The organism is Sphaerisporangium melleum (assembly GCF_014646695.1).
GTDB classification, from domain to species: Bacteria; Actinomycetota; Actinomycetes; order Streptosporangiales; family Streptosporangiaceae; genus Sphaerisporangium; species Sphaerisporangium melleum.
In genome coordinates this window covers 107,269-128,164 of sequence record NZ_BMNT01000029.1, presented here as the reverse complement: position 1 = coordinate 128,164, position 20,896 = coordinate 107,269, and the positions used below count along the sequence as shown (strand labels likewise).

16 protein-coding genes are annotated in these 20,896 nt (G+C 73.8%); 10 read left to right on the top strand and 6 right to left on the bottom strand.

Annotation, left to right across the window (positions count from 1 at the left end; translation table 11 throughout):
- Positions 1-288 precede the first annotated feature (288 nt).
- The 4 genes from IEY93_RS24915 to IEY93_RS24900 all read left to right on the top strand — a co-directional run bounded on the left by IEY93_RS24915 (position 289) and on the right by IEY93_RS24900 (position 5,634).
- The gene (locus tag IEY93_RS24915; protein ID WP_189165527.1) at positions 289-2,652 is read left to right on the top strand and encodes an ATP-binding protein; all 2,364 of its coding nucleotides are present in this window, start codon (positions 289-291) and stop codon (positions 2,650-2,652) included.
- Positions 2,653-2,724: 72 nt separating this feature from the next.
- Positions 2,725-3,507, top strand: coding sequence for an alpha/beta fold hydrolase (locus IEY93_RS24910; protein ID WP_189165526.1), 783 nt, complete (start codon positions 2,725-2,727; stop codon positions 3,505-3,507).
- Positions 3,508-3,816: 309 nt separating this feature from the next.
- Positions 3,817-4,776, top strand: coding sequence for a CPBP family intramembrane glutamic endopeptidase (locus IEY93_RS24905; protein WP_203968597.1), 960 nt, complete (start codon positions 3,817-3,819; stop codon positions 4,774-4,776).
- A 30-nt stretch (positions 4,777-4,806) separates the two neighbouring features.
- The gene (locus IEY93_RS24900; protein ID WP_189165525.1) at positions 4,807-5,634 is read left to right on the top strand and encodes a helix-turn-helix domain-containing protein; all 828 of its coding nucleotides are present in this window, start codon (positions 4,807-4,809) and stop codon (positions 5,632-5,634) included.
- Positions 5,635-5,728: 94 nt separating this feature from the next.
- Here IEY93_RS24900 and IEY93_RS24895 read toward each other — a convergent pair whose 3' ends face one another.
- From IEY93_RS24895 to IEY93_RS24880, 4 genes are all read right to left on the bottom strand, one after another.
- The gene (locus IEY93_RS24895; RefSeq protein ID WP_229691439.1) at positions 5,729-6,070 is read right to left on the bottom strand and encodes a PadR family transcriptional regulator; all 342 of its coding nucleotides are present in this window, start codon (positions 6,068-6,070) and stop codon (positions 5,729-5,731) included.
- A gap of 101 nt (positions 6,071-6,171) precedes the next feature.
- On the bottom strand, positions 6,172-6,840 hold the full coding sequence (locus IEY93_RS24890) for a DsbA family oxidoreductase (protein WP_229691438.1): 669 nt from the start codon (positions 6,838-6,840) through the stop codon (positions 6,172-6,174).
- Positions 6,837-6,998 carry a hypothetical protein gene (locus IEY93_RS24885; protein WP_189165524.1) on the bottom strand — a complete coding sequence of 54 codons (162 nt, stop codon included), beginning with the start codon at positions 6,996-6,998 and terminating at the stop codon, positions 6,837-6,839. The genes IEY93_RS24890 and IEY93_RS24885 overlap by 4 nt, the downstream gene beginning before the upstream one ends.
- Positions 6,999-7,094: 96 nt before the next feature.
- On the bottom strand, positions 7,095-9,344 hold the full coding sequence (locus IEY93_RS24880) for an LLM class flavin-dependent oxidoreductase (RefSeq protein ID WP_189165523.1): 2,250 nt from the start codon (positions 9,342-9,344) through the stop codon (positions 7,095-7,097).
- An 88-nt stretch (positions 9,345-9,432) separates the two neighbouring features.
- On the opposite strand from IEY93_RS24880, the gene IEY93_RS24875 reads away from it, so the two are divergent.
- Entirely contained in the window at positions 9,433-9,966 is a 534-nt protein-coding gene (locus IEY93_RS24875; protein WP_229691437.1) for a MarR family winged helix-turn-helix transcriptional regulator, read from the top strand.
- 209 nt (positions 9,967-10,175) lie between these two features.
- Positions 10,176-10,469 (top strand): FAD-dependent oxidoreductase, encoded by a 294-nt coding sequence (locus tag IEY93_RS24870; protein WP_189165522.1) that lies wholly within the window; start codon positions 10,176-10,178, stop codon positions 10,467-10,469.
- Here the strand turns inward: IEY93_RS24870 and IEY93_RS24865 are convergent, their stop codons facing one another.
- Both IEY93_RS24865 and IEY93_RS24860 read right to left on the bottom strand, forming a co-directional pair.
- Positions 10,470-11,735, bottom strand: coding sequence for an RNA polymerase sigma factor (locus IEY93_RS24865; RefSeq protein WP_229691436.1), 1,266 nt, complete (start codon positions 11,733-11,735; stop codon positions 10,470-10,472).
- A 241-nt stretch (positions 11,736-11,976) separates the two neighbouring features.
- Complete coding sequence (locus IEY93_RS24860) at positions 11,977-13,332, bottom strand: serine hydrolase domain-containing protein (RefSeq protein WP_189165520.1); 1,356 nt, start codon at positions 13,330-13,332, stop codon at positions 11,977-11,979.
- A gap of 168 nt (positions 13,333-13,500) precedes the next feature.
- On the opposite strand from IEY93_RS24860, the gene recD2 reads away from it, so the two are divergent.
- The 4 genes from recD2 to helR all read left to right on the top strand — a co-directional run bounded on the left by recD2 (position 13,501) and on the right by helR (position 20,836).
- Positions 13,501-15,720, top strand: a complete 2,220-nt coding sequence (gene recD2 / locus IEY93_RS24855) for an SF1B family DNA helicase RecD2 (RefSeq protein ID WP_189165519.1) — start codon at positions 13,501-13,503, stop codon at positions 15,718-15,720.
- 538 nt (positions 15,721-16,258) lie between these two features.
- Positions 16,259-17,479: a L,D-transpeptidase gene (locus IEY93_RS24850; protein ID WP_372444497.1), complete on the top strand. Its 1,221-nt coding sequence runs from the start codon at positions 16,259-16,261 to the stop codon at positions 17,477-17,479.
- Positions 17,480-17,666: 187 nt separating this feature from the next.
- The gene (locus IEY93_RS38585; RefSeq protein ID WP_203968596.1) at positions 17,667-18,113 is read left to right on the top strand and encodes a GNAT family N-acetyltransferase; all 447 of its coding nucleotides are present in this window, start codon (positions 17,667-17,669) and stop codon (positions 18,111-18,113) included.
- A 578-nt stretch (positions 18,114-18,691) separates the two neighbouring features.
- Positions 18,692-20,836: an RNA polymerase recycling motor ATPase HelR gene (gene helR, locus IEY93_RS24840; protein WP_189165518.1), complete on the top strand. Its 2,145-nt coding sequence runs from the start codon at positions 18,692-18,694 to the stop codon at positions 20,834-20,836.
- Positions 20,837-20,896 lie beyond the last annotated feature (60 nt).

The following is a 20,896-nucleotide window of genomic DNA, read 5'->3' as shown; positions in this document are numbered from 1 at the left end:
GGCCGACCGTGGTGTACGAGCTGGCCGGGGCCGATGTGTCGGAGATGATGCGGGCGGCCCGCCGGATCCTCACCGAACTGCTGGCCGACCAGCACGAGTTGCTCGCCGAGCTGGAACAGACCAGGTGACCGCTCACCGTACGGAAGTCCCCGGAGTACCCACCTTCGCCGGTGAACGCGTCGGGGGGCTTTCCGGGCTCGAGGAAGGACCGTTGCGCGGCGAGCGGGCACGACCGCACCGGCCGGAGCGGCCCGGTTCGCCGTTGCCGACGGCCGTGACGGGGCGCGGGTGACGCTGGTCGGACGCCGCCGCGAACTCACCGCGGTGGCACGGTTGCTCGAGCGGGCCGCGGCGGGGCACGGCGGCCACCTGACCGTCACCGGGGCGCCCGGTGCCGGCAAGTCCGAGCTGATCGCCGCCGCCGCGGATCTGGCGCGTTCGTGCGGGATACCGGTGTTCCACGTGACCGGCACGCTCGACGGGACCGGCCTGCCCCGTTGGATCGGGCTGCCGGACGCCTCCGGAGCGGGTGAGCCGGCGGCAGGTTCCGGGACGGCCGACCTCGACGGTGCCGCCCGGGCCATCGCCCAGGGCGGTCCGCGTCTGCTCCTGGTCGATGACGCCGACCGGGCCGGTGATAGTGCCGTTGAGTTCCTCACCCTGCTCGCCACCCACCTCGGGTCCGGCGCGACCGCCCTGATCGCGACCACCACGGCGCCGGTCGGCCCGGCGCCGGTGCTGCACCTGCGCGGCCTGACCGAACCGGAACTGGCCGAACTGCTTCCCGGCCTGCCGCTCGACGCGGTCCACGCGGTGTGGCTGGCCTCCGGTGGCCTGCCCGCGGCCGCGATCGGCCTGGCCGGCGAGCTGGCCGGGCTCGACCACACCGCGGACGCGATGGTGCACCTGGCGCTGACCACGCCCTCGCGGGCGGAGTTCCTCGATCTCGACGCCGGTCTGGTCCGCCTGCTGGAAACGGTCACCGAGCGCGCACCGGAGCCCGGCACCCGGGCCCGGGTGCTGGCCCGGCTCGCCCGCGAGCTGCTGGGCGACCCGTCGGCCGGTCCGCGGCGGCGAGAGCTGATCGACGAGGCGACGGAGCTGGCGCGGAGATGCGGCGACCCCGGCACGATCGCCGAGGTCCTCGACTCCCGCCTGCACGCGCTGTGGGACCCCGCCGCCGCTCACGAGCGGCTGGGCACCGCCTCGGAGATCGTGGTCCAGGCGCGGCGCGCCGGCGACGCCGAAGCCGAGCGGCGGGGGCTCTTCTGGCGCTTCACCGCCCTGGCCGAGCTGGGCGAGCTGGTCTCCGCCGAGGCCGCCCTCACCGCGTACGCGCGAGCGGGTGAGCTGGCCGGCGATCCCGCGGCGGCCGTGGTGGTGCTGGCACGCCAGGCGATGCTGGCGACCGTCCGCGGCCGCTTCGCCATGGCAGAGGCGCTCGCGGAGAAGGTACGCGAGCAGGGCCGCCGGGTGGGGCTGTCCGACACCGACCGCCTGGCAGGGACGCTGCGAGGCGAGATCGCCTCACTGCGCGGGGAGCACGAGTCGCTGGTGGCCCCGTGGCAGGACCTCGCCCGGCGACTGCCCGGGCACTTCTTCGAGGCGGCCGCCGCCCGGGCACTGGCCGGGGCCGGTCGCGGCGAGGAGGCGAGTCTCGAGGTGGAGCGGCTGCTGCCGAGCGTGCTGGCCGGGTCCGGGCCACGCTGGCTGGGAGTCTGCGCCGACCTGGCGTTCGTCGCCGCGCGGGCGGGCGAACCGGCGACGGCACAGGCCCTGTACGACGCGCTGCTGCCTTACCGGGGACGCCTGGTGGTCTGGGGCGGCGCCAACACGATCACCGGGCCGGTCGACGACTATCTGGGCCGGCTCGCCGCCCGGCTGGACCGGCCGGGCCTGGCGGTGTCCCATCTGGAGGAGGCGGCTCTGCTGGAGCAACGGATCGGAGCCCTGCCCTGGCTGGCCGGCACACTGGCCGCCCGGGCGCGGGCGCTGACCGCACGCGACGGCGAAGGCGACCGGCGGCGGGCGCAGGAGGATCTGCGGCGAGCGGGTTCGATCGCGCAGCGCCTCGGCCTGAAGACGGTCCTATCCACGCTGGAGGCGCCTGCGGACGAGTGGCGCCTGCACCGCGACGGCGCCGACTGGCTGCTTCAGGCGGGAGCCGAGACGGCCAGGCTGCGCCACGGGCGCGGGATGGAGTACCTGCGGGCCCTGCTGGCCGCACCCGGACGGGAGATCGCCGCGCTGGATCTGGTCGCCGGAGGTGCCGGCCTGCGGGCCCGCGACAACGACCCGCTGCTGGACGAGGCCGCTCGCATGGCCTACCGGCGACGGCTGCGGACGCTCGACGACCAGCTCGCCGGCGCCGACCGGGCCGGCGACGCCGAACGGGCGAGCGACCTGCACACCGAGAGGGCCGCCCTGCTGGAGGAGCTGCGGCGGGCCGGCGGGCTCGGCGGCCGGCCGCGCGTGCATGGCGGGGAAGCCGAAAGAGCCCGGGTCAACGCCACCCGGGCCGTGCGGGCCGCGGTCGGCCGGGTGGAGGCGGCGGCGCCGCTGGCGGGGGCCCACCTGCGGGCGTCCCTGCGCACCGGCCGCTTCCTGCGCTACCAGCCCGCCCCGGGCGGTCCCGCCCGCTGGAACGTGTGACCCGCCTCACGTACAAATCGTGCACTCCAGAGTTACGCCTTCCGGGCGAGACCTCGAACTCTGGAGCGCGACATGTCCCACACCGGCTACTACGGCGGCCTCGCCGCCGACGATCACGGCTCGGCCGGCGACCGGCCTGCGCTGGTCCTGCTGCACGGGCTCACCTACGACCGGCGCCAATGGGGGCCGCTGCTGGGTGAGCTGGCGAGGCTCGACCCGGGCCGGCGGGTGCTGGCCGTCGACCTGCCCGGGCACGGGGGGTCGCCGCGGTGGGACCACTACGACCTCGACGAGGTCGTGGCCGCCGTGCACGCGGCGGTGACCGAGGCCGGGCTCGCCGCGCCGATCGTGGTGGGGCACTCGCTCGGCGGCGTGCTGGTGACCAAGTACGCCGCGGCCCATCCGGCCCGCGGCGTCGTCAACATCGACCAGCCGTTGCTGGTGGGCCGGTTCGGCGACATCCTGCGGCAGGCCGAACCGGTGCTGCGCGGCCCGGCCTGGAGCCAGATCTGGGACCGGATGCTCGCCACCATGCAGGTCGACCGGTTGCCGCCGGCGGCGCGGGACCTGGTCGCAACGGCCACCGGCCCCCGGCAGGACCTGCTCCTCGGCTACTGGAACGAGATCCTGGTCGACTCCGCCGAGGAACTCGGCCGGCGCCGGGCCCGCGACCTGGAGGTGATCCGGTCCAGCGGGGTGCCCTACCGCTACGTGAGCGCGCATCAGCCGGATCCGGCGTACCTGGAGTGGCTGACGTCGGCTCTGCGCGATCTCACCGTCACCGTGCTGCCCGGTGGTGGCCACTTCCCGCACGTGGTCCACCCCCGCGAGATGGCCGGGCTGCTGACCGGCTGAGCCGGCCCTCGGCCACCACGCACTCCGTACGGAGATCCCCCGCCGGCCGGGTCCCGGCCGGCTCGACGATCGGAAGACATGATGTGCCGAGGTCACCCGGTTGTGCCGGCACATCGCCACGGCGTACGGGCCGAACGCCGAGGGCCATTCGGTGACGGTGAACGACGACCAGCGGTACGAGTTCGCTCGTACGGTGATCTCCGAGGTCCTCGGCGCGGAAACGGTCTCCTCTGGCGGCTTGAGTGTGCCCCCAGGGCACGGTGTTCCCTGGTGCGTGGAGCAACCATCTCGACCCAGGAGGACCGCCCGATGTCCGTGCCAGGACCCGCCCAGACCTCGGCCTCGGCCGCGCGCCCGAGCTCACCGCACCAGGCCGACGACCCGGCACCCGGCCGTCGCGGGCCGGGTGCCGACGGCTCCCGGCCGTTCGGTGCCCACGTCCGCATGAGCTGGTGGAGGCCGCTGGTCGTCCTCGTCGTGCCGCCGGTCGTGATGGTGCTCCTGCAGATCCTGCTGTACCAGGTCGTGGGCGTCATCGAGGGCAGCGACGACCCGATGTCCGCCACCTTCACTCCGCTGAAGCTCTTGGCCGTCAACCTGAGCGTGGGCATCGCGGGCGTGGTGGCGATCCTGCTGCTGGCACGGCTGGCGAAGGTGCCGTGGCGCAGCCTGATCAGCTCGCCACGGGCGTTCGACGGCCGGCGCTTGGCGCAGTACCTGCTCGGCGCGTCCCTGCTGGTGGGCGCCGGCATCGGCGTGGTGGCGCTGGTCGCCCCCGAGTCCCCGGGCTGGGTCGCGTTCGGTGTCTCCGGGACGACGATCCTCATGCTGGTGATCACCGTGCTGAGCACCCCGCTCCAGTCCGTCGGCGAGGAGCTGATGTTCCGCAGCGCCGTGCTGCCCGCCGCCGCGTCCTGGGTGCGCGCGGCTCGCCCGGCCCTCGCCGTCGGTCTGGTGGTCTCCAGCCTGGCCTTCGCGGTCGTTCACGGGTCCAGCGACCCCTGGCTGTTCGGCTACTACGCCTTGCTCGGCGTTGCCACGGGACTGATGGCGATCATCAGTCGCGGCATCGAGGCGCCGGCCGCGTTCCACGTCGCCAACAACGTCCTGTTCTCGAGCGTCAATACGCTGATGGCGGACGGTGAGGGCTACACCATCGACCGGTCCACCGACACCGGTGATGCGGCTCTGCTGATCCTCGCCGCCGTCAACATCGCCATGGTCGTCCTCGTCTGGGTGCGCGAGCGACGTGCACGGCGCACGACCTAAAATCGGCACCGGACGACGAGGTGAGGGCCCATGACCTGGAGCACACGCGAGATCGCCGACCTGGCGGGCACCACGGTGAAGACGGTGCGCTACTACCACCAGGTCGGGCTGCTCGACGAGCCCGACCGCGAGCCCAACGGCTACAAGCGCTACGAGGTGCACCACCTGACGCGGCTCCTGCAGATCAAGCGCCTGACCGGGCTCGGTGTACCGCTCGCGCAGGTGGCCGAGATGGGCACGAGCGACGAAGGGCGGGCCTCCGTCTTCCGGACCGTCGACGCCGAGCTCGAGGCGACGATCCGGCGGTTGGAGAGCATCCGGCGAGAGCTGGCCACCCTGGCGCAGCCGGGTGCGTCACCGGAGGTGCCGACCGGCTTCAGCGGACTGGTCCAGGACCTGCGCGACAACGACCGCGCCCTGCTGACGATCTACGCCCGGCTTTTCTCGGACGAGTCGATGGAGGTGTTGCGCCGAACGCTCGAAGCACACCCGAACGACGATCTCGACGAGGCGTTCCGCGACCTGCCCGAAGACGCCGACGATGCCACCCGTCAGGCCCTCGCCGAGCAGCTCGCGCCCTTCATCGACCCGGGCGCCACCGCACACGGTGTGACGATGGAGCCGCGAGCCACCACGCCAGGCCGGGCCGAGGCGGCGCGGCGTGCCGCCGGTCACGCCCTCAGGGCGCTCTACAACCCCGCCCAGGTCGACGTACTCCGCCGAGCGCACCTGCTCCACGAGGCCGGCGACGGCGACCCCGCTCAGATCGATGTGCTCACCCGCGCCGGCATCACGGTCAGTGCTCAGCCGTCGTCCGACGACCGCGGAGACGACGAGAAGCCGTCGTCTGCTCGGTGATGTGACCACGTTCTGGGAACACCGCGGGGAGAAACACACTCTTCTGCACTCTCGCGGGCGCCGTGCTGAGCGACCTGGCGCCGGCGGGTCGGGCTCAGGTGAGGTCGCCGGGGGTGGGGCCGGCGCCGAAGGGCAGGCGGGCGGTGGAGCGGGAGCGGTAGGCCGAGGCCAGGGCGAGGCGGGCCCGCTCGGCGCCCTGTCCGGTGAGCCGGTAGTAGCGGCGGCGCGGCCTGCCCTCGGCGGCGTGCTCCTCGGGGCGCTCCCAGCGGCTCTCCAGCCAGCCCGCCCGCTCCAGGCGGGCGATGATCGGATAGATCGTCCCCGAGGGCAGGCCGGTGGCCTCGCACATCTGCAGGCCGTACCACTCCCGGGACGGCTCGCTCAGCGCCATGCGCAGCAGCGCCTGGGTCTGCATGGTCATCCGGGGCCCGCTCATGCCTAGAACTCTACATAGGCAGGGTGCGGTCCGGTGGTGACACCTTGCCTACCCGGCGCGCTCGCCGGTCCTGGGGGGTGCGGGCGCGCCGGGCGCGGGCGCTACCGGGCCGGTGCGGCGGCGTTGTCGTAGGCGGTGCGCAGCGCCGAGGCGAACACCTCCACCGGCTGGGCGCCCGACACGCCGTAGGCGCGGTTGAGTACGAAGAACGGCACGCCGGTGATGCCGAGCGCCCGCGCCTCGCGAAAGTCGTTCTCGACGTCCTCGCGGTGGGCGTTGCTCTCGACGACGCGGCGTGTCTCCTCCTCGGGCAGGCCGATCTCGACCCCGAGCCGGACCAGCGTCTCGGGATCGTCGACGATCTGCCTCTCGATGAGCTGGGCGCGCATGAGCCGTTCGTGGGCCTGCCCCGCCAGGCCGTGCTCACCGGCCAGGTGTAGCAGGCGGTGGGCGTCGATCGTGTTCACCATGATCGAGTGCTCCAGGTCGTAGGCCAGGCCCTCCTGCGCCGCGATCTGCGTGACGCGTGCCTGCATCTGGCGCACCTGGCCGGGGGAGGCGTTCATCTTCTCGGCCAGCATCTCGGGCACCGGCCTGCGCACGCCCTGCGGGAACTGCGGGTCGAGCTGGAAGCCGCGCCACACCACCTCGACCTCGCCGGCGTGCTCGAAGCGTTCCAGAGCTTGTTCCAGGCGCCGCTTGCCGATGTAACACCAGGGGCACACGACGTCGGACCAGACCTCGACGCGCACCCGCACCGGGGCGCTCACTGGCACAGCCCGTCGGTGCAGGCCGGCGCCTGAAGGTCACCGAGGACGATCAGGGCGGAGGGCGCCGCGCCGCCGGTGGCCGCCGGGGCCGGGGTGTCGTGCGGGGCTGCGTCGAGGACGGGCTCGGGGGGAGCCGCCGCGTACTGGTCGGTGGACATGTGGGTGCCGCCTTTCCGGTCGGGGTCCTGCTGCGTGGCCTGTCGTCCGCTCTGATCGCGGTGCCGCCGGCCGCGCGGTCGCGGCCGGCGCACGGGTCAGGCGACGGGGTCGGGGGTGATGGGGAAGTTGAGCCGGAACACGTTATCGGGGTCGTAGGCCGCCTTGACGCGGCGGAGCCGTCGCAGGGTGGCCGGCGGGAACGCCTTGGCCAGCAGGGCCTGGTCTCCGTGTGACTCGAAGCTCAGGTAGATCGCCTCGGCCCTCAGGCGATCCCAGTTCCGCCCGTCGCCGACGTCGTGGAACACCCCGGTCAGGGAGAAGTTCTGCGTGCGGTGCGCGTAGGCGGTGGCCTCGGGTGCGAGGTCGTTGACCGCGCCGCCGACCGTGCGCACCTGTGCCATGCCCACGCCGCCGCCGGTGAGCAGGCCGGCCAGTGTGGCGGCGGTCTGTTCGTCCAGGTGGTCGACCAGGGCCGAGCGGACGCGTCCGCTGCCCTGCCCGTGGTGCTCGCCGTGGTGCGCGGGTACCACGGCGGCGTAGGGGGTCAGCGTGGCCTGCTGCCGCAGCACCGGGCCGAGGGACAGGAACGGCTCGATGGCCGACACCGCGGCGTCGGTGTCGTCGCCGGCGAAGACCATGAGGGTCTGGGCGAGGATCTGCCCGCCCTGGCCGGTGAGGAACAGGGTCAGGAACGGGGTGAGGGCGCGCGGGCCGTCCTCGGTCAGCCGGCCGAACTCCCGCAGGAAGGCGGCGGTGTCGGAGGCGTCATGCGTCAGGTGCGCGAAGACGACCTCGCGCAGTTCGGCGGCCTCGATGTCGAAGGAGGTGACCACGCCCATGTTGCCGCCGGCGCCGCGCAGGGCCCAGAACAGGTCGGGGTGCTCACCGGCGTCGGCGCGTACGACGCGGCCGTCGGCCAGCACCACCTCGGCGCCGACCACGCGGTCGATGGTCAGCCCGTAGGAGCGGGCCAGAAATCCCTGGCCTCCGGCGGTCGCCAGGCCGCCGACGCCGACGTCCCCGTAGTCCCCGGAGCTGATGGCCAGCCCGTGCGGGGACAGGGCCTGCGCGACCTCGCCCCAGCGGGCGCCGGCGCCCACGCGTACCAGCCGCCGCCCGCGGTCGATCACCTCGACGCCGTTCATCGCGCCGACGTCGACGATGATGCCGCCGTCGTTGGTGGAGCGCCCGCTGATGCCGTGACCGCCGCTGCGCACCGACAGCGGCACCCGCTGCCGCCGGGCGTAGGTCAGGGCCTCGGCGACCTGCCCGGGCGTGGCGGGGCGCAGGACCAGGCCGGGGGAGCCGGGCCAGACGTAGCTGGAGCGCACCCGCCGGTAGTCGCGGTCGCCGGGCCGTACCGCGGTCGCCGACAGCGACGCAGGCAGCGCGTCGTGGTCGATGCCCGGCGCCTTCGGCGCCGTCGCGCGGGCCGTGCCCGGGGCGGCGCCGGTGGAGGTGCGTTCGGCGGCCACGGCCTGGCGCAGGCCCGGGGCCACCTCCTCGGCGAAGGTCTGGATCGCGCGCGGGTCGTCGGAGGCGAGGATGAACGTGCCGACCCCCTCCTGCAGTGCCAGTGGCAGGAGTTGCTCCACCCAGGTGGCGGGCGGTCCCTGCAGCATGCCGGTCTCCCCGGTGCCGAAGCCGCCCGCGATGTTGAGCAGCCGGCGGATCTCGCGCGGGTCGCGCCCGGCCTCCTCGGCCGCCTCGTCGATCATCTTGTGCCCGGCGGTCAGCTCGTCGAGGGTGAGGTAGGCGAGGCTGGGCAGCCAGCCGTCGGCCTTGGCGCCGGTCAGGCGGAGCATGCGCGGCTTGTAGGCGCCGAGCCAGATCGGCACCGGGTGCGCGGGCGCGGGTCCCCGCTTGGCGCCGCGCACCGAGTGGTAGGTCCCCTCGACGCGCAGCGGCCGGCGCTCGCCGGCGTCCCACACGCCGCGGATGATGTCGATCGCCTCGCTCAGCGCGTCCACGGCCTGGCCCGGGGTGAGCCGGCGGCCGCCCATGGCCTCGATCGCGTCCCAGAAACCGCCCGCGCCCAGGCCGAGCTCGACGCGGCCGCCGGACAGCAGGTCCAGGCTGGCCACCGATCTGGCCAGCACGGCGGGGCCGCGCAGGGGCAGGTTGAGGACGTTCCCCGACAGGTGGATGCGCTCGGTCCGGGCGGCGGCCCAGCTCAGCAGGGTCCAGGTGTCCAGGAAGGCGCTCTGGTAGGGGTGGTCCTGGAAGGTGGCCAGGTCCAGGCCGGCCTGCTCGGCCAGGCGGGCCAGGGCGACGACCGCGTCGGGACGGCGGGCGTCGGGTGTGATGAACACGCCGAACCGAAGGTCGTGGCCGTAGTCGGGCATGTGGAGAGCCTCCCCGAAAGTGGTGGACGTATCAACCATACCTCGCCGGTGGGTGACGTATCAACCTCCTTGCGCGTAGGGTGGACGCATGACCATGCAGCAGCAGGCGGACACCGGTGTTCCCGAGCTGGAGGCCTGGCGCCGCTACACCGCCGCGCACGCGCAACTCGCCACCCACCTGTCCCGCGAGCTCACCCGCGCCACCGGCCTGTCAGAGGCCGACCACCAGGTCCTCGACGCGCTGCTGGACGCGCCGCAGGGGCGCATGCGGGCTCTGGAGCTGCGCTACACCCTGCAGTGGGAGAAGAGCCGGCTGTCCCACCAGGTCGCCCGGATGACCGGCCGGGGGCTGGTCGACCGGGTCGCGTGCCCGCAGGACGCCCGCGGCTGGGACATCGCCCTCACCGGCGCGGGACGCGAGGCCGCGGTGCGGGCACGGCGGGTGCGGGAGGAGTCGGTGCGCCGCCTGGTCGTGGACACCCTGGGCGCCGAGCGGCTGGCCGGTTTCGCCGAGGCCGCCGCCCTGCTGGCCACCCGGCTCCAGCAGGCCGCCCTGCAGGACCCCGACTGCCGCGCCGCCCGCGCCGAACTGGAGCGCAACGGCGCATCCCTGCCGGAGTGAGCTCCGGCAAGTGGGCGCGAGAGCGCCGGCACGAGCCTCTCGCTCGCCCCTTGACCGGGGTGCCGGACTGGTCACATCCGGCCGAGATCCGCCCGCTGCCGGCTGGACACCGCTCTGGGCGCGGGCCGCGCCCGGCAGCAAGAGATCGGCGGGCAGTGCGCTGTCGATATCCGGTGTCGCGGCGGCGCCTCACCTGTTAGAACACCGGTATGGCGGATCACGGCATCATCGTGGTCGGCGCCGGCATCATCGGGGCGTCACTGGCGTACCACCTGGCCGGGCGCGGCCGACCCGTCACGTTGATCGATGCAGGCCTGCCTGGTTCGGGCGCCACCCGCGCTTCTTTCGCCTGGATCGGACGACCGGCCGCCTGCGACCTGCCCTCGGCGCCGCTGCGTCACCTCGCGCTGGAGGAGTACCGGCGGCTGGAGGGTTCCGGTGATCTGCTCGGCGGCGGCGTGGCCGCATCGCCGCCGAACGGCTCGGGTGACAGGAGGCGGTGATCAATCCGGGCTTCGGCCTGCCGCGAGATGCTCGAGGCGGCCGGCGCGGCCCTCCAGGTAGTGGCGCTCGGGCAGGCTGGTGGTGCGGCGCGCGGCGGCGCGGTAGGCGGCGTGGGCGCCGGGCAGGTCACCGGCCATCTCCAGCAGGTGAGCCCGTACGGCGTCCAGCCGGTGGTGGCCGGCCAGCCGCTCGTCACCCTCCAGCGTGGCGAGCAGCGCCAGCCCGGCGGCGGGACCGTCGGCCATGGCCAGGGCGACGGCGTGGTTCAAGGTGACCACCGGGCTCGGCGCCACGCGGGAAAGCAGCCGGTACAGGGCCAGGATCTGCGGCCAGTCGGTCCGCTCGGCGGTGGGCGCCTCGGCGTGGACGGCCGCGATGGCCGCCTGGAGCTGGTACGGGCCGAGCGGCGCCCCCGCCAGCGCGGCGGCGATCAGCGTCAGGCCCTGGTGGATCTGCGCGTGGTCCCACCGGCCGCGGTCCTGCTCGGCCAGCGGGATGAGCCGGCCGGTGTCGTCGGTGCGCGCCGCGCGGCGGGCGTCGGTCAGCAGCATCAGCGCCAGCAACCCGGCCACCTCGCCGTCCGCGGGCAGCAGCCGGTGGACGGCGCGGGTCAGCCTGATCGCCTCGCCGGTCAGGTCGGCGCGGTGCAGGTCGTCCCCGGAGCTGGCGGTGTACCCCTCGTTGAAGATGAGGTAGAGCACGTGCAGGACCACGCGCAGCCGTTCGGCCCGTTCGGATTCCGGCGGCGGGCCGAAGGGGATGCCGGTGGCCTTGACGCGCTGCTTGGCGCGGCTGATCCGCTGCGCCATGGTGGCCTCGGGCACCAGGAAGGCATGGGCGATCTGGGCCGTGGTCAGGCCGCCGACCGCGCGCAGGGTGAGCGCGAGCTGTGAGGGCTGCGACAGCGCCGGGTGGCAGCACATGAACAGCAGCAGCAGGGTGTCGTCCCGGTCTGCCGGGGCGTCCTCGCCCGGTCCCTTCGTCACCTCGCCGCCGGGTGTCATCGCGGTGACGGTGACCTCGCGGGCCCGGCGCGCCTGGTCGCTGCGCCACAGGTCGGTCAGCCGGCGCGTCGCGACGGTGACCAGCCACGCCTTGGGGGCGTCCGGCACGCCCTGCTTCGGCCACTGCACGGCGGCGGCCAGCAGGGCCTCCTGGACGGCGTCCTCGGCGGCGTCGAACCGGCCGTGCCGCCGCACCAGGGCGCCGAGGACCTGCGGGGCCAGCTCGCGCAGCAGCTCCTCGACCTGCTGGCCGGTACGCACAACCACCCCCCGCGTGCCGTTCGGTGCGGCCCGGCCCGCGCCCGCGGCCGCCGTGCGCCCGGCCAGCATACGGCGGCCGGCGCCGCCCTCACGCTCTCGCCGGAGCCGGGCCGCGCCCGTTCATCCGGTGGCCGCGCGAGCGGGGGCGTGGTCACGCGGCCACGCGTGAGGTGTCCGTCAGGGGCAGCGCTCCCTTCGGCCGTGGGCCGGAAGCGCGTCCCGCGCGCTGTGGCCTGGTGGGTCAGCGCCAGCCCTTGTCGTCCACGCCGCCGGGGATCGGCGCGCCGGGGTCGTAGGGCAGGCGGGTGAAGACGAAGGTGTTCAGATCCAGGTACCCGGCGGTCCCGTCCGGGCGGCGCACCACGCGCAGGGTCTCCCCGGCGTAGTAGCCGTCCAGGCCCAGCCAGGTGCCGTCGTCCTTCGCGGCGAACCGGGAGGCCCGCCCCTGCCCGTTCACCGGGCCGAGCACGAAGTCGCGGCCGGGCAGCAGCCGCAGCAGGAACGCCGCCGGGCCCCAGTACCAGGGGCCGGTCAGCTCCAGCATCTCGGTGTCGGCCGGGGACGGCGTCCAGGGCCGCGGGATGACCGGCTCGTGGGCGTCGATGATGTCCAGCAGGTCGGTGAGGAGCGGGGGCCGCAGCCCGGAGGTGGTGTTGGCCAGGCACAAGACCCCCGACCCGTCGGCGGGGTCGCCCCAGACCGCGGCGAGGAAGCCGGGCATCGACCCGCCGTGCCCGGCCAGGCGCCGCCCGCGGTGGCGCAGCAGCTGGATGCCCAGCCCGAAGCCCACGCTCCAGGCGTCGGTGTCGTCCACCCCGATCGGCTCGCGCATCTCGGCCAGGGTCGAGGGGGCAAGGACGTCCGGATCCCCCAGGGACAGAAACCGCACCCACCGCGCCAGGTCGTCGCAGGTGGACCAGAGCTGACCGGCCGGAGCCATCGCCCCGGCGTCGTGCTCGGGCTCGGGCAGCAGCACGTCGGCCCACGGGTGGACGGCGTATCCGCGGGCGTGCGGCTCGCGCGGCCGGGTGGTGGTGTCGCCCATCCCCAGCGGCTGGAGGATCTCCTCGCGCGCCGCCTCGGCCCAGCCGGTCGCGCGGTGCCGGGCGACCACCTCGCCGAGCAGGGCGAACCCGACGTTGGAGTAGTGCAGGCGGCGGCCCGGCCGGTGGCGGGCGGTGCCGGCGTCCAGCGCCGCGGTCAGCGACCCGATGTCGGCGCCCGGCACGCGCTCCCACCACGGCCCGGGCGGCTCGGCGGTCAGCCCCGCGGTGTGCGACAGCAGCTGGGCGAGGGTGACCTCCCCGACCGGGGTGCCGGGAAGGTGCCGCGACAGCGGGTCGTTCAGCTCCAGCGCGCCCTCGTCGCGCAGCCGCATCACCAGGACGGCGATCAGGGTCTTGGTGATCGAGCCGATGCGGTACTGGGTGGCGGGGGTGGGCGCGGCGCCGTCCTCGACGGCGCCGCGCGCGCCGAACCACACCGGCTCGCCGTCGCGCAGCACCATGGTGCTCAGTGAGGGCAGCCGCGCCTCGGTCTGCTCGATCGCCACGCGGCGCAGCAGCGCGCGCGCCGTAGCCTCGAGAATCGCCGCCATCCGCCGTCTCTCCTTATTGCCGGGCCGGGAACAGTGCCACCCTAGCCGGGGCCGGATCCGCCGCCCCTCTCCCGCGGCCCGGATGAGGAGCCCGCCGCGCGCCCCGGCGGGGGCCCTTGATCGGGCGAGGGCGCCGCGCGGGAGGCGGGCTGGGGGAGAATACCGGCCATGACCACCTCCGCGGCGGAAGGACCTCCCCCCGGTCACGTGCTGAACGCCGTGCTCGAGCGCATCACCTACGCCAACGAGGAGACCGGGTACACCATCGCCCGGGTGGCGGCCGAGCGCAGCGGGCCCGACCTGGTGACGGCGGTGGGGCCGCTGCTCGGGGCGCAGGTCGGCGAGAGCCTGCGGCTGACCGGCCGATGGACCTCCCATCCCAAGTACGGCAGGCAGTTCGAGGTGTGGTCCTACACCACGGTGCTGCCCGCCACGGTGCAGGGCATCCAGCGCTACCTGGGGTCCGGCCTGATCAAGGGCATCGGCCCGAAGATGGCCGAGCGCATCGTCGGCCACTTCGGGGTCGCGACGCTGGAGGTCATCGAGGCCTCGCCCGAACGGCTGGTCGAGGTGCCGGGCCTGGGCCCCAAGCGCACCAAGATGATCGCCGCCGCCTGGGAGGAACAGAAGATCATCAAAGAGGTGATGATCTTCCTGCAGGGGGTCGGGGTGTCCACCTCCATCGCGGTGCGCATCTTCAAGCAGTACGGCGAGCAGTCGATCACGGTGGTGCGCACCGAGCCCTACCGGCTGGCCGAGGACGTGTGGGGCATCGGGTTCAAGACCGCCGACACCATCGCCCAGGCCGTCGGCATCCCGCACGACAGCCCCGAACGGGTCAAGGCCGGGCTGCGCCACACCCTGTCCCAGGCCGCCGACGCCGGTCACTGCTTCCTGCCCGCGCCCAACCTGGTGGGCGACGCGGTGAAGATCCTGCAGGTGCCGGCCGAGCTGGTGACCGGCTGCCTGGAGGAGCTGGTCACCGCCGAGGGCGTGATCCGCGAGGAGGTCCCCGCCGGGGACGGGACGGTGCCCGCGGTCTACCTGGTGCCCTTCCACCGGGCCGAGCTGTCGCTGGCCGGCGGGGTGCGCCGCCTGCTGGAGGCCGGCGCCGACCGGCTCGGCGCGTTCGCCGGCGTCGACTGGGACGCCGCGCTGGCCTGGCTGCGGGAGCGCACCGGGTCCGAGCTCGCCCCCGAGCAGTCCGAGGCGGTGCGCCTGGCGCTCACCTCCAAGGTCGCCGTGCTGACCGGCGGGCCCGGGTGCGGCAAGAGCTTCACCGTGCGCTCGATCGTGGCGCTGGCACGGGCCAAGAAGGCCAAGGTCGTGCTGGCCGCGCCCACCGGCCGGGCCGCCAAGCGGCTGGCCGAGCTGACCGGGCACGAGGCCACCACCGTGCACCGCCTGCTGCAACTGCGGCCCGGCGGGGATGCGACCTTCGACCGCGACAACCCGCTGGACGCCGACCTGCTGGTGGTGGACGAGGCCTCCATGCTGGACCTGCTGCTGGCCAACAAGCTGGTCAAGGCGGTGGCGAGCGGGGCCCACCTGCTGTTCGTGGGCGACGTCGACCAGCTCCCCTCGGTCGGGGCCGGCGAGGTGCTGCGCGACCTGCTGGCCGCCGAGGCCGTCCCGCGGGTGCGGCTGACCCAGATCTTCCGCCAGGCCCAGCAGTCGGGGGTGGTCGTCAACGCCCACCGCATCAACACCGGGCTGCACCCCACTCTGGCCGGGATGAGCGACTTCTTCCTGTTCCCCTGCGAGGAGCCCGAGGAGATCGCCGCGCTGACCGTGGACGTGGTGGCCCGGCGCATCCCCCGCAGGTTCGGGCTGAACCCCAGGCGGGACGTGCAGGTGCTGGCGCCGATGCACCGCGGCGCGGCCGGGGCGGGCAACCTCAACACGGCCTTGCAGGAGGCGCTGACCCCCGCCCGCGAGGGCATGCCCGAGCGGCGGTACGGCGGGCGGGTCTTCCGCATCGGCGACAAGGTCACCCAGTTGCGCAACAACTACGACAAGGGCGTGGCGGGGGTGTTCAACGGCACCGTGGGCGTGGTCACCGACCTGCGGCCCGAGGACGGCAGGCTCACCGTGCTGACCGACGAGGACGAGAGCGTCGAGTACGCCTTCGACGAGCTGGACGAGCTGGCCCACGCCTACGCCGTGTCCATCCACCGCTCGCAGGGCAGCGAGTATCCGGCCGTGGTGGTCCCGCTGGCCACCAGCGCGTGGATGATGCTGCAGCGCAATCTGCTCTACACCGCGGTCACCCGGGCCAAGAAGCTGGTGGTGCTCGTCGGCTCCCGGCGGGCCCTGGCCCAGGCGGTGCGCACCCGCGGCGCCGGCCGCCGCCACACCGGCCTCACCCACCGCCTCCGCCAGGGCTGACCCCACGCCCGCTCATGCGGGCGAGCGCGTCGCCCGGCCCGTACCGTCGGCGCCGGACCGCGCCGTATCCGCGGTCAGGGCCGGACCAGGCCGATCGCGCCGCGCGAGGCCGATGAGGCCCGCCGCGTCCGGGGCCCGGCGCGCGCAGTGGTGCCGCCCTGGTGCCGGCCGATGCGGCGGCGAGCCCTGCGGGTGCCTTCTTCCGGACGTGCCGATTCCTACTTAACGGGCATTCAGGTTTTTTTCCGGTACGTCGAAGGGCCGGAGAAACATGCTCCGCGCTGCCGCCGTCTCCCTCGTGAAGATGTCCGCCGGGCGGGTGACCGTAGGCACCGGCCCGGTCACCCACGGCCAGAGTCCGCAGGTGACCAGGGTCACCTGCGCCGGGGTCCGTGCGGGTGGCAGGTGTCCGGATGGGCCCGATCCAGGCCGCGGAGGTGGCCGAAATGTGACCCAAGGCATCCAAAACGTGCACGTTCCAGTGCCAATCCCTATTAGGGTTTTTATCAGTACTTTGCTGTGTGCTGGGGGAGAGATCGTGCCGGACTTGCGCCACCGTCTGAGGGCTTTGGTCGCCGTGTCGGCCACGGCGACGGCCCTGCTGCTGACCGCGTCCTGCTCGGGCGGCGCCACGGGCCCGGGGTCGGCGGGCCCGGGCGGCGGGAGCCAGAGCAGCGCCCCGGCCACGCCGGCGCCGCAGATCAAGATCAGCCCGGCGAAGGGCGCCACCGCGGTCCGGCCGGACAAGAAGGTCGTGGTCACCGCCGCCGGCGGTGAGCTGGGGGAGGTCACCGTCCAGGCCGGCGGCAAGTCACTGGAGGGCGAGTTCGACTCCGGGCGCACCAAGTGGGTCTCCAAGGGCCCGCTGCGGCCATCGGAGGCCTACACCGTCTCGGTGACGGCCACCGGCCAGGGCGGCCAGGCGACGGCCACCAGCTCCTTCACCACCCTCGAGCCCACCGCCTCCCAGCAGCTGCGCATCGCCGACATCACCCCCAACATCAAGGGGGAGACCGTCGGCATCGGCATGCCGATCATGGTGCGCTTCAGCCGCCCGGTCGGCGACAAGAAGACCGTCGAGCGGGCAATGCAGGTCACCCCGGAAAAGCCCGTCGCGGGCGCCTGGCGGTGGATCGACGACAGCCTGGCCATCTACCGTCCCGCCAAGTTCTGGCCGGCCCACCAGAAGGTGCGCTTCACCGCCAGCCTGGCCGGAGTGCGCGCCGGCAAGGACGTCTACGGCATGCGCGACTACGCGACCACCATGAAAGTCGGCGCGGCGTGGATCAGCAGCGTCGACACCCGCACCCACCAGATGGTCGTCCGCCGCGACGGCAAGGTCGTGCAGAAGATGGCGATCAGCGCCGGCAAGGCCACCACCCGCGAGTACACCACCACCAACGGCGTCCACCTGACGATGGAACGCGGTAACCCGGTCACCATGATCTCCCCGGGCAAGAAGAAGGGCGACCCGGGCTACTACAAGGAGATCGTCAACCACGCCGTCCGCATCTCCAACAGCGGCGAGTACGTGCACGGCGCACCGTGGTCGGTCGGCTCCCAGGGCCGCGCCAACGTCAGCCACGGCTGCGTCAACGCCCGCCCCGACCAGGCCAAGTGGTTCTACGACAACTTCCACCGCGGTGACGTGGTGAAGATCGTCGGCACCAACAGGGCACTGGAGTGGAACAACGGGTGGGGGTTCTGGCAGATGCCGTTCAAGCAGTGGAAGAAGGGCAGCGCCCTGACCGCCGCCTGACCCCCGCCTGCTCGCCCGGGCGACACCCGCCGGAGCCGGTCTGCCCGACGCCCCGCACGGCCGGGCCGCCCGCGTGACCCGGGCGGCCCGGCCGTGAAGGAGAACCAGCCCGGCCTGCCGCGGCCGGCTCCCTGCGCCAGGGGAAGGCGTCATCATACGACCGTGCTGACATCACGGCACGTTCCGCATGTGCTGGTCGTCCTGCGCGGCCGGTCTTGCCGCCTCGGCCGGGCCGCGCGCGGTGCCGTCGATCGCCACGGCCCTGGCACTGATCGTCGCGTTCGTCTTGATCCACCCATGGGCGACGGGTTCTCCCCTACGATCGCCGGGTGGAGGAGGCCCTGGCGCCTTCGAGCACTGGAACGTCGCAAGGGTCGATCTGAAGACCGACGCGCGCAACGGCCGCTCCCGTGCCGCGATCGCCGGCGTGGGCGCCCGGTCCGAGGGCGTGCCGCGCAACTGGTCCCGGTCGTGGGCGCCGGGCGAGCATGGGCTGCCGCGCGACTCGGCGATGTACTCGATCATCGCGCAGGGGTGGCCGGAACGCCGGGCGCGGCTCCGGGCGCGGGTGGCCTCGATCGTCGAGCGCGCCAAGCCCGGCAAGGAAAGTCCGGCGCGGCGACGCCCTTCCTGACGCCCGCGTTGGAACCGCCTCGCCGAAGGGGGGAGTTCCCGTCCTGGGGGGAGCATCCGCGGGGTAGGGCAGAGCGTCTGGGCCGCCGCGAATGGCGTGCACGTCGGGGTGCGGCCTCAGGGGCAGGGCCGTGCGTCCGCAGGGAGGCGGAAGGCAAAGGAGATCGCCGTCCCCTTTCCACTCTCAACGTATAGCGCACCGGGGGGCTTGCGGCAAGACCCCCTCCATGCTGCACAATCGGTCGGCCGAGGCCGCAACCTGCGGAAACGGGGACGTGGCATGCGTGTGCGCCGTCGAGGTACGGGCCGAGCGGAGGCTCCCGGCCGTACCGGAGGCGTACCCGCCGGCCGCTGTGCCACCGGTTCGCGGGCTCGGGGGCACGTGCAAGGACGTTGCCGGAGCGGTCGCACCCAGGTGAGGCGCCCGGCATGCCGGGCCGGGGCCCGCAGCACCGCGACCTTCTCAAACCCCGGCCGGTCGACCCGGCAACGGCACGGCGGGCGAAACCCCGCCCGCCGTGGACACCGCTTCGCCGCGCCTGACGGCGCCGGCGAACCTCACATAGGGAGCCTGACACCGTGAACCCTTCGCCCACCAGCGCGTTCGACCTTCCCGGGCGGCTGTCCCGCAAGGCCGACCCGGCGCTGATCGCCGGGGACGAGCGGCACTTCGCGGCCATCGCCGACACCCTGGAACGGTCGATCGCCGACCTGTCCGGGCGCCTCGCCGCCGAGCGCAAGGCACCCGGCGGCAAAGGCCGGCAGGCGCTGGACCGGGACCTGGAGATCCACCGGCTGACCGCCCGCCTGCGCGTACTGCGGCGCTTCGGCCTGGATCTGTGCCTGGGGCACATGGTCCCCGCGGACGACCCGCAGCCGGTGTACATCGGGCGCATCGGCCTCACCGACGGTGCCGGCCGCCGGCTGCTGCTCGACTGGCGCTCCCCTGCGGCCGAGCCGTTCTTCGGCGCCACCCACGCCAACCCGATGGGCCTGGCCAGCCGCCGCCGGTACCGCTGGATGCGCGGCCGGATCAGCGACTACTGGGACGAGGTGTTCACCCACGAGGCGCTCGCCGGGCACGCCGCGCTCGACGACCAGTCCGCCTTCATCGCCAGCCTGGGCGGCAACCGGTCGGATCGGATGCGCGACGTGCTCGGCACCATCCAGGCCGACCAGGACGCCATCATCCGCGCGGGATCGCGCGGCGCCCTCGTCGTCGACGGCGGCCCGGGTACGGGCAAGACCGTCGTCGCCCTGCACCGCTCGGCCTATCTGCTCTACTCCGACCCGCGCCTGGGCCACCACCGGGGCGGCGTGCTGTTCGTCGGCCCGCACCAGCCCTACCTCGCCTACGTCGCCGACGTCCTGCCCAGCCTCGGCGAGGAGGGTGTGCAACTTTGCACCCTGAGCGACCTGGTCGCCGAGGGAGCCGCGGCGGCGACCGAGACCGACCCGCAGGTGGCCCGGCTGAAGTCGTCGGCGGAGCTGGTCAAGGCGATCGAGCCGGCGGTGAGGTTCTACGAGAACCCGCCCACCGCACCGATGACGGTGACGACGCCCTGGTCGCAGGTCGACCTGAGCGCCGGCGACTGGGCCGAGGCGTTCCAGGCCCCCGAACCCGGCACGCCGCACAACGAGGCACGCGGGCAGATCTGGGAGGAACTGGTCACGATCCTGGTGGACAAGCATGACGACGACACGCCGGCCGGCCTGGTGCGCAAGGCGCTGCTGCGCGACAGGGACCTGCTCACCACCTTCAACCGCGCCTGGCCCCTGATCGAAGCGGCCGACCTGGTGGGAGACCTGTGGACGGTGCCCGCCTACCTGCGGCTGTGCGCTCCCTGGCTCAGCCCGGCCGACATCGGCAGGTTGCAGCGCGCCGACGCCCAGGCCTGGACGGTGTCGGACCTGCCGCTGCTGGACGCCGCGCGGCGCCGGCTCGGCGACCCGCAGGAGTCACGGCGCAGGAGCCGCCAGCAGGCCGCCGTCGCCGCGCAACGCGCGCGCATGGCACAGGTCGTGGAGGACCTGCTGCAGGCCGATGACGACGGTGAAGGCGCGGTGACGATGCTGCGCGGACAGGACCTGCAGGACGCCCTGGTCGATGAGAGCGCACTGCCCGGCGCCGACCCCGACGTGCTCGCCGGCCCGTTCGCGCACATCGTCGTGGACGAGGCCCAGGAACTCACCGACGCGCAGTGGCAGATGCTGCTGCAGCGCTGCCCCTCCCGCAGCTTCACCATCGTCGGCGACCGCGCCCAGGCCAGGAACGGGTTCACCGAGTCGTGGCAGGAACGGCTGCAGCGGATCGGGCTCGACCGGATCACCCTCACCTCGCTGAGCATCAACTACCGGACACCGCAAGAGGTCATGGCGGAGGCCGAACCGGTCATCCGGGCCGTGCTCCCCGACGCCAACGTGCCGGCCTCCATCCGCGGAGGCGTCCCCGTCGTGCACGGACCGGTGTCGGATCTGCGCTCCATCCTGGACACCTGGCTCGCCGAGCACGCCGAGGGGACCGCCTGCGTCATCGGCGATCCCACCTTCCGGCCGACCCCCCGGGTGCGGTCGCTGAGCCCGGAACTGTCCAAAGGGCTGGAGTTCGACCTGGTCGTCCTGGTCACCCCGCAGGCGTCCGGCCACGGCGTCCAGGAAGCGGTCGACCGCTACGTCGCGATGACCCGGGCGACCCAGCGCCTGGTCGTCCTCACCGGCCCCTGACCTCGGCCGCCGGAACAGGCTGATCAGCGCCAGGCTCCGGCCCGCCAACCATCGTCGGCT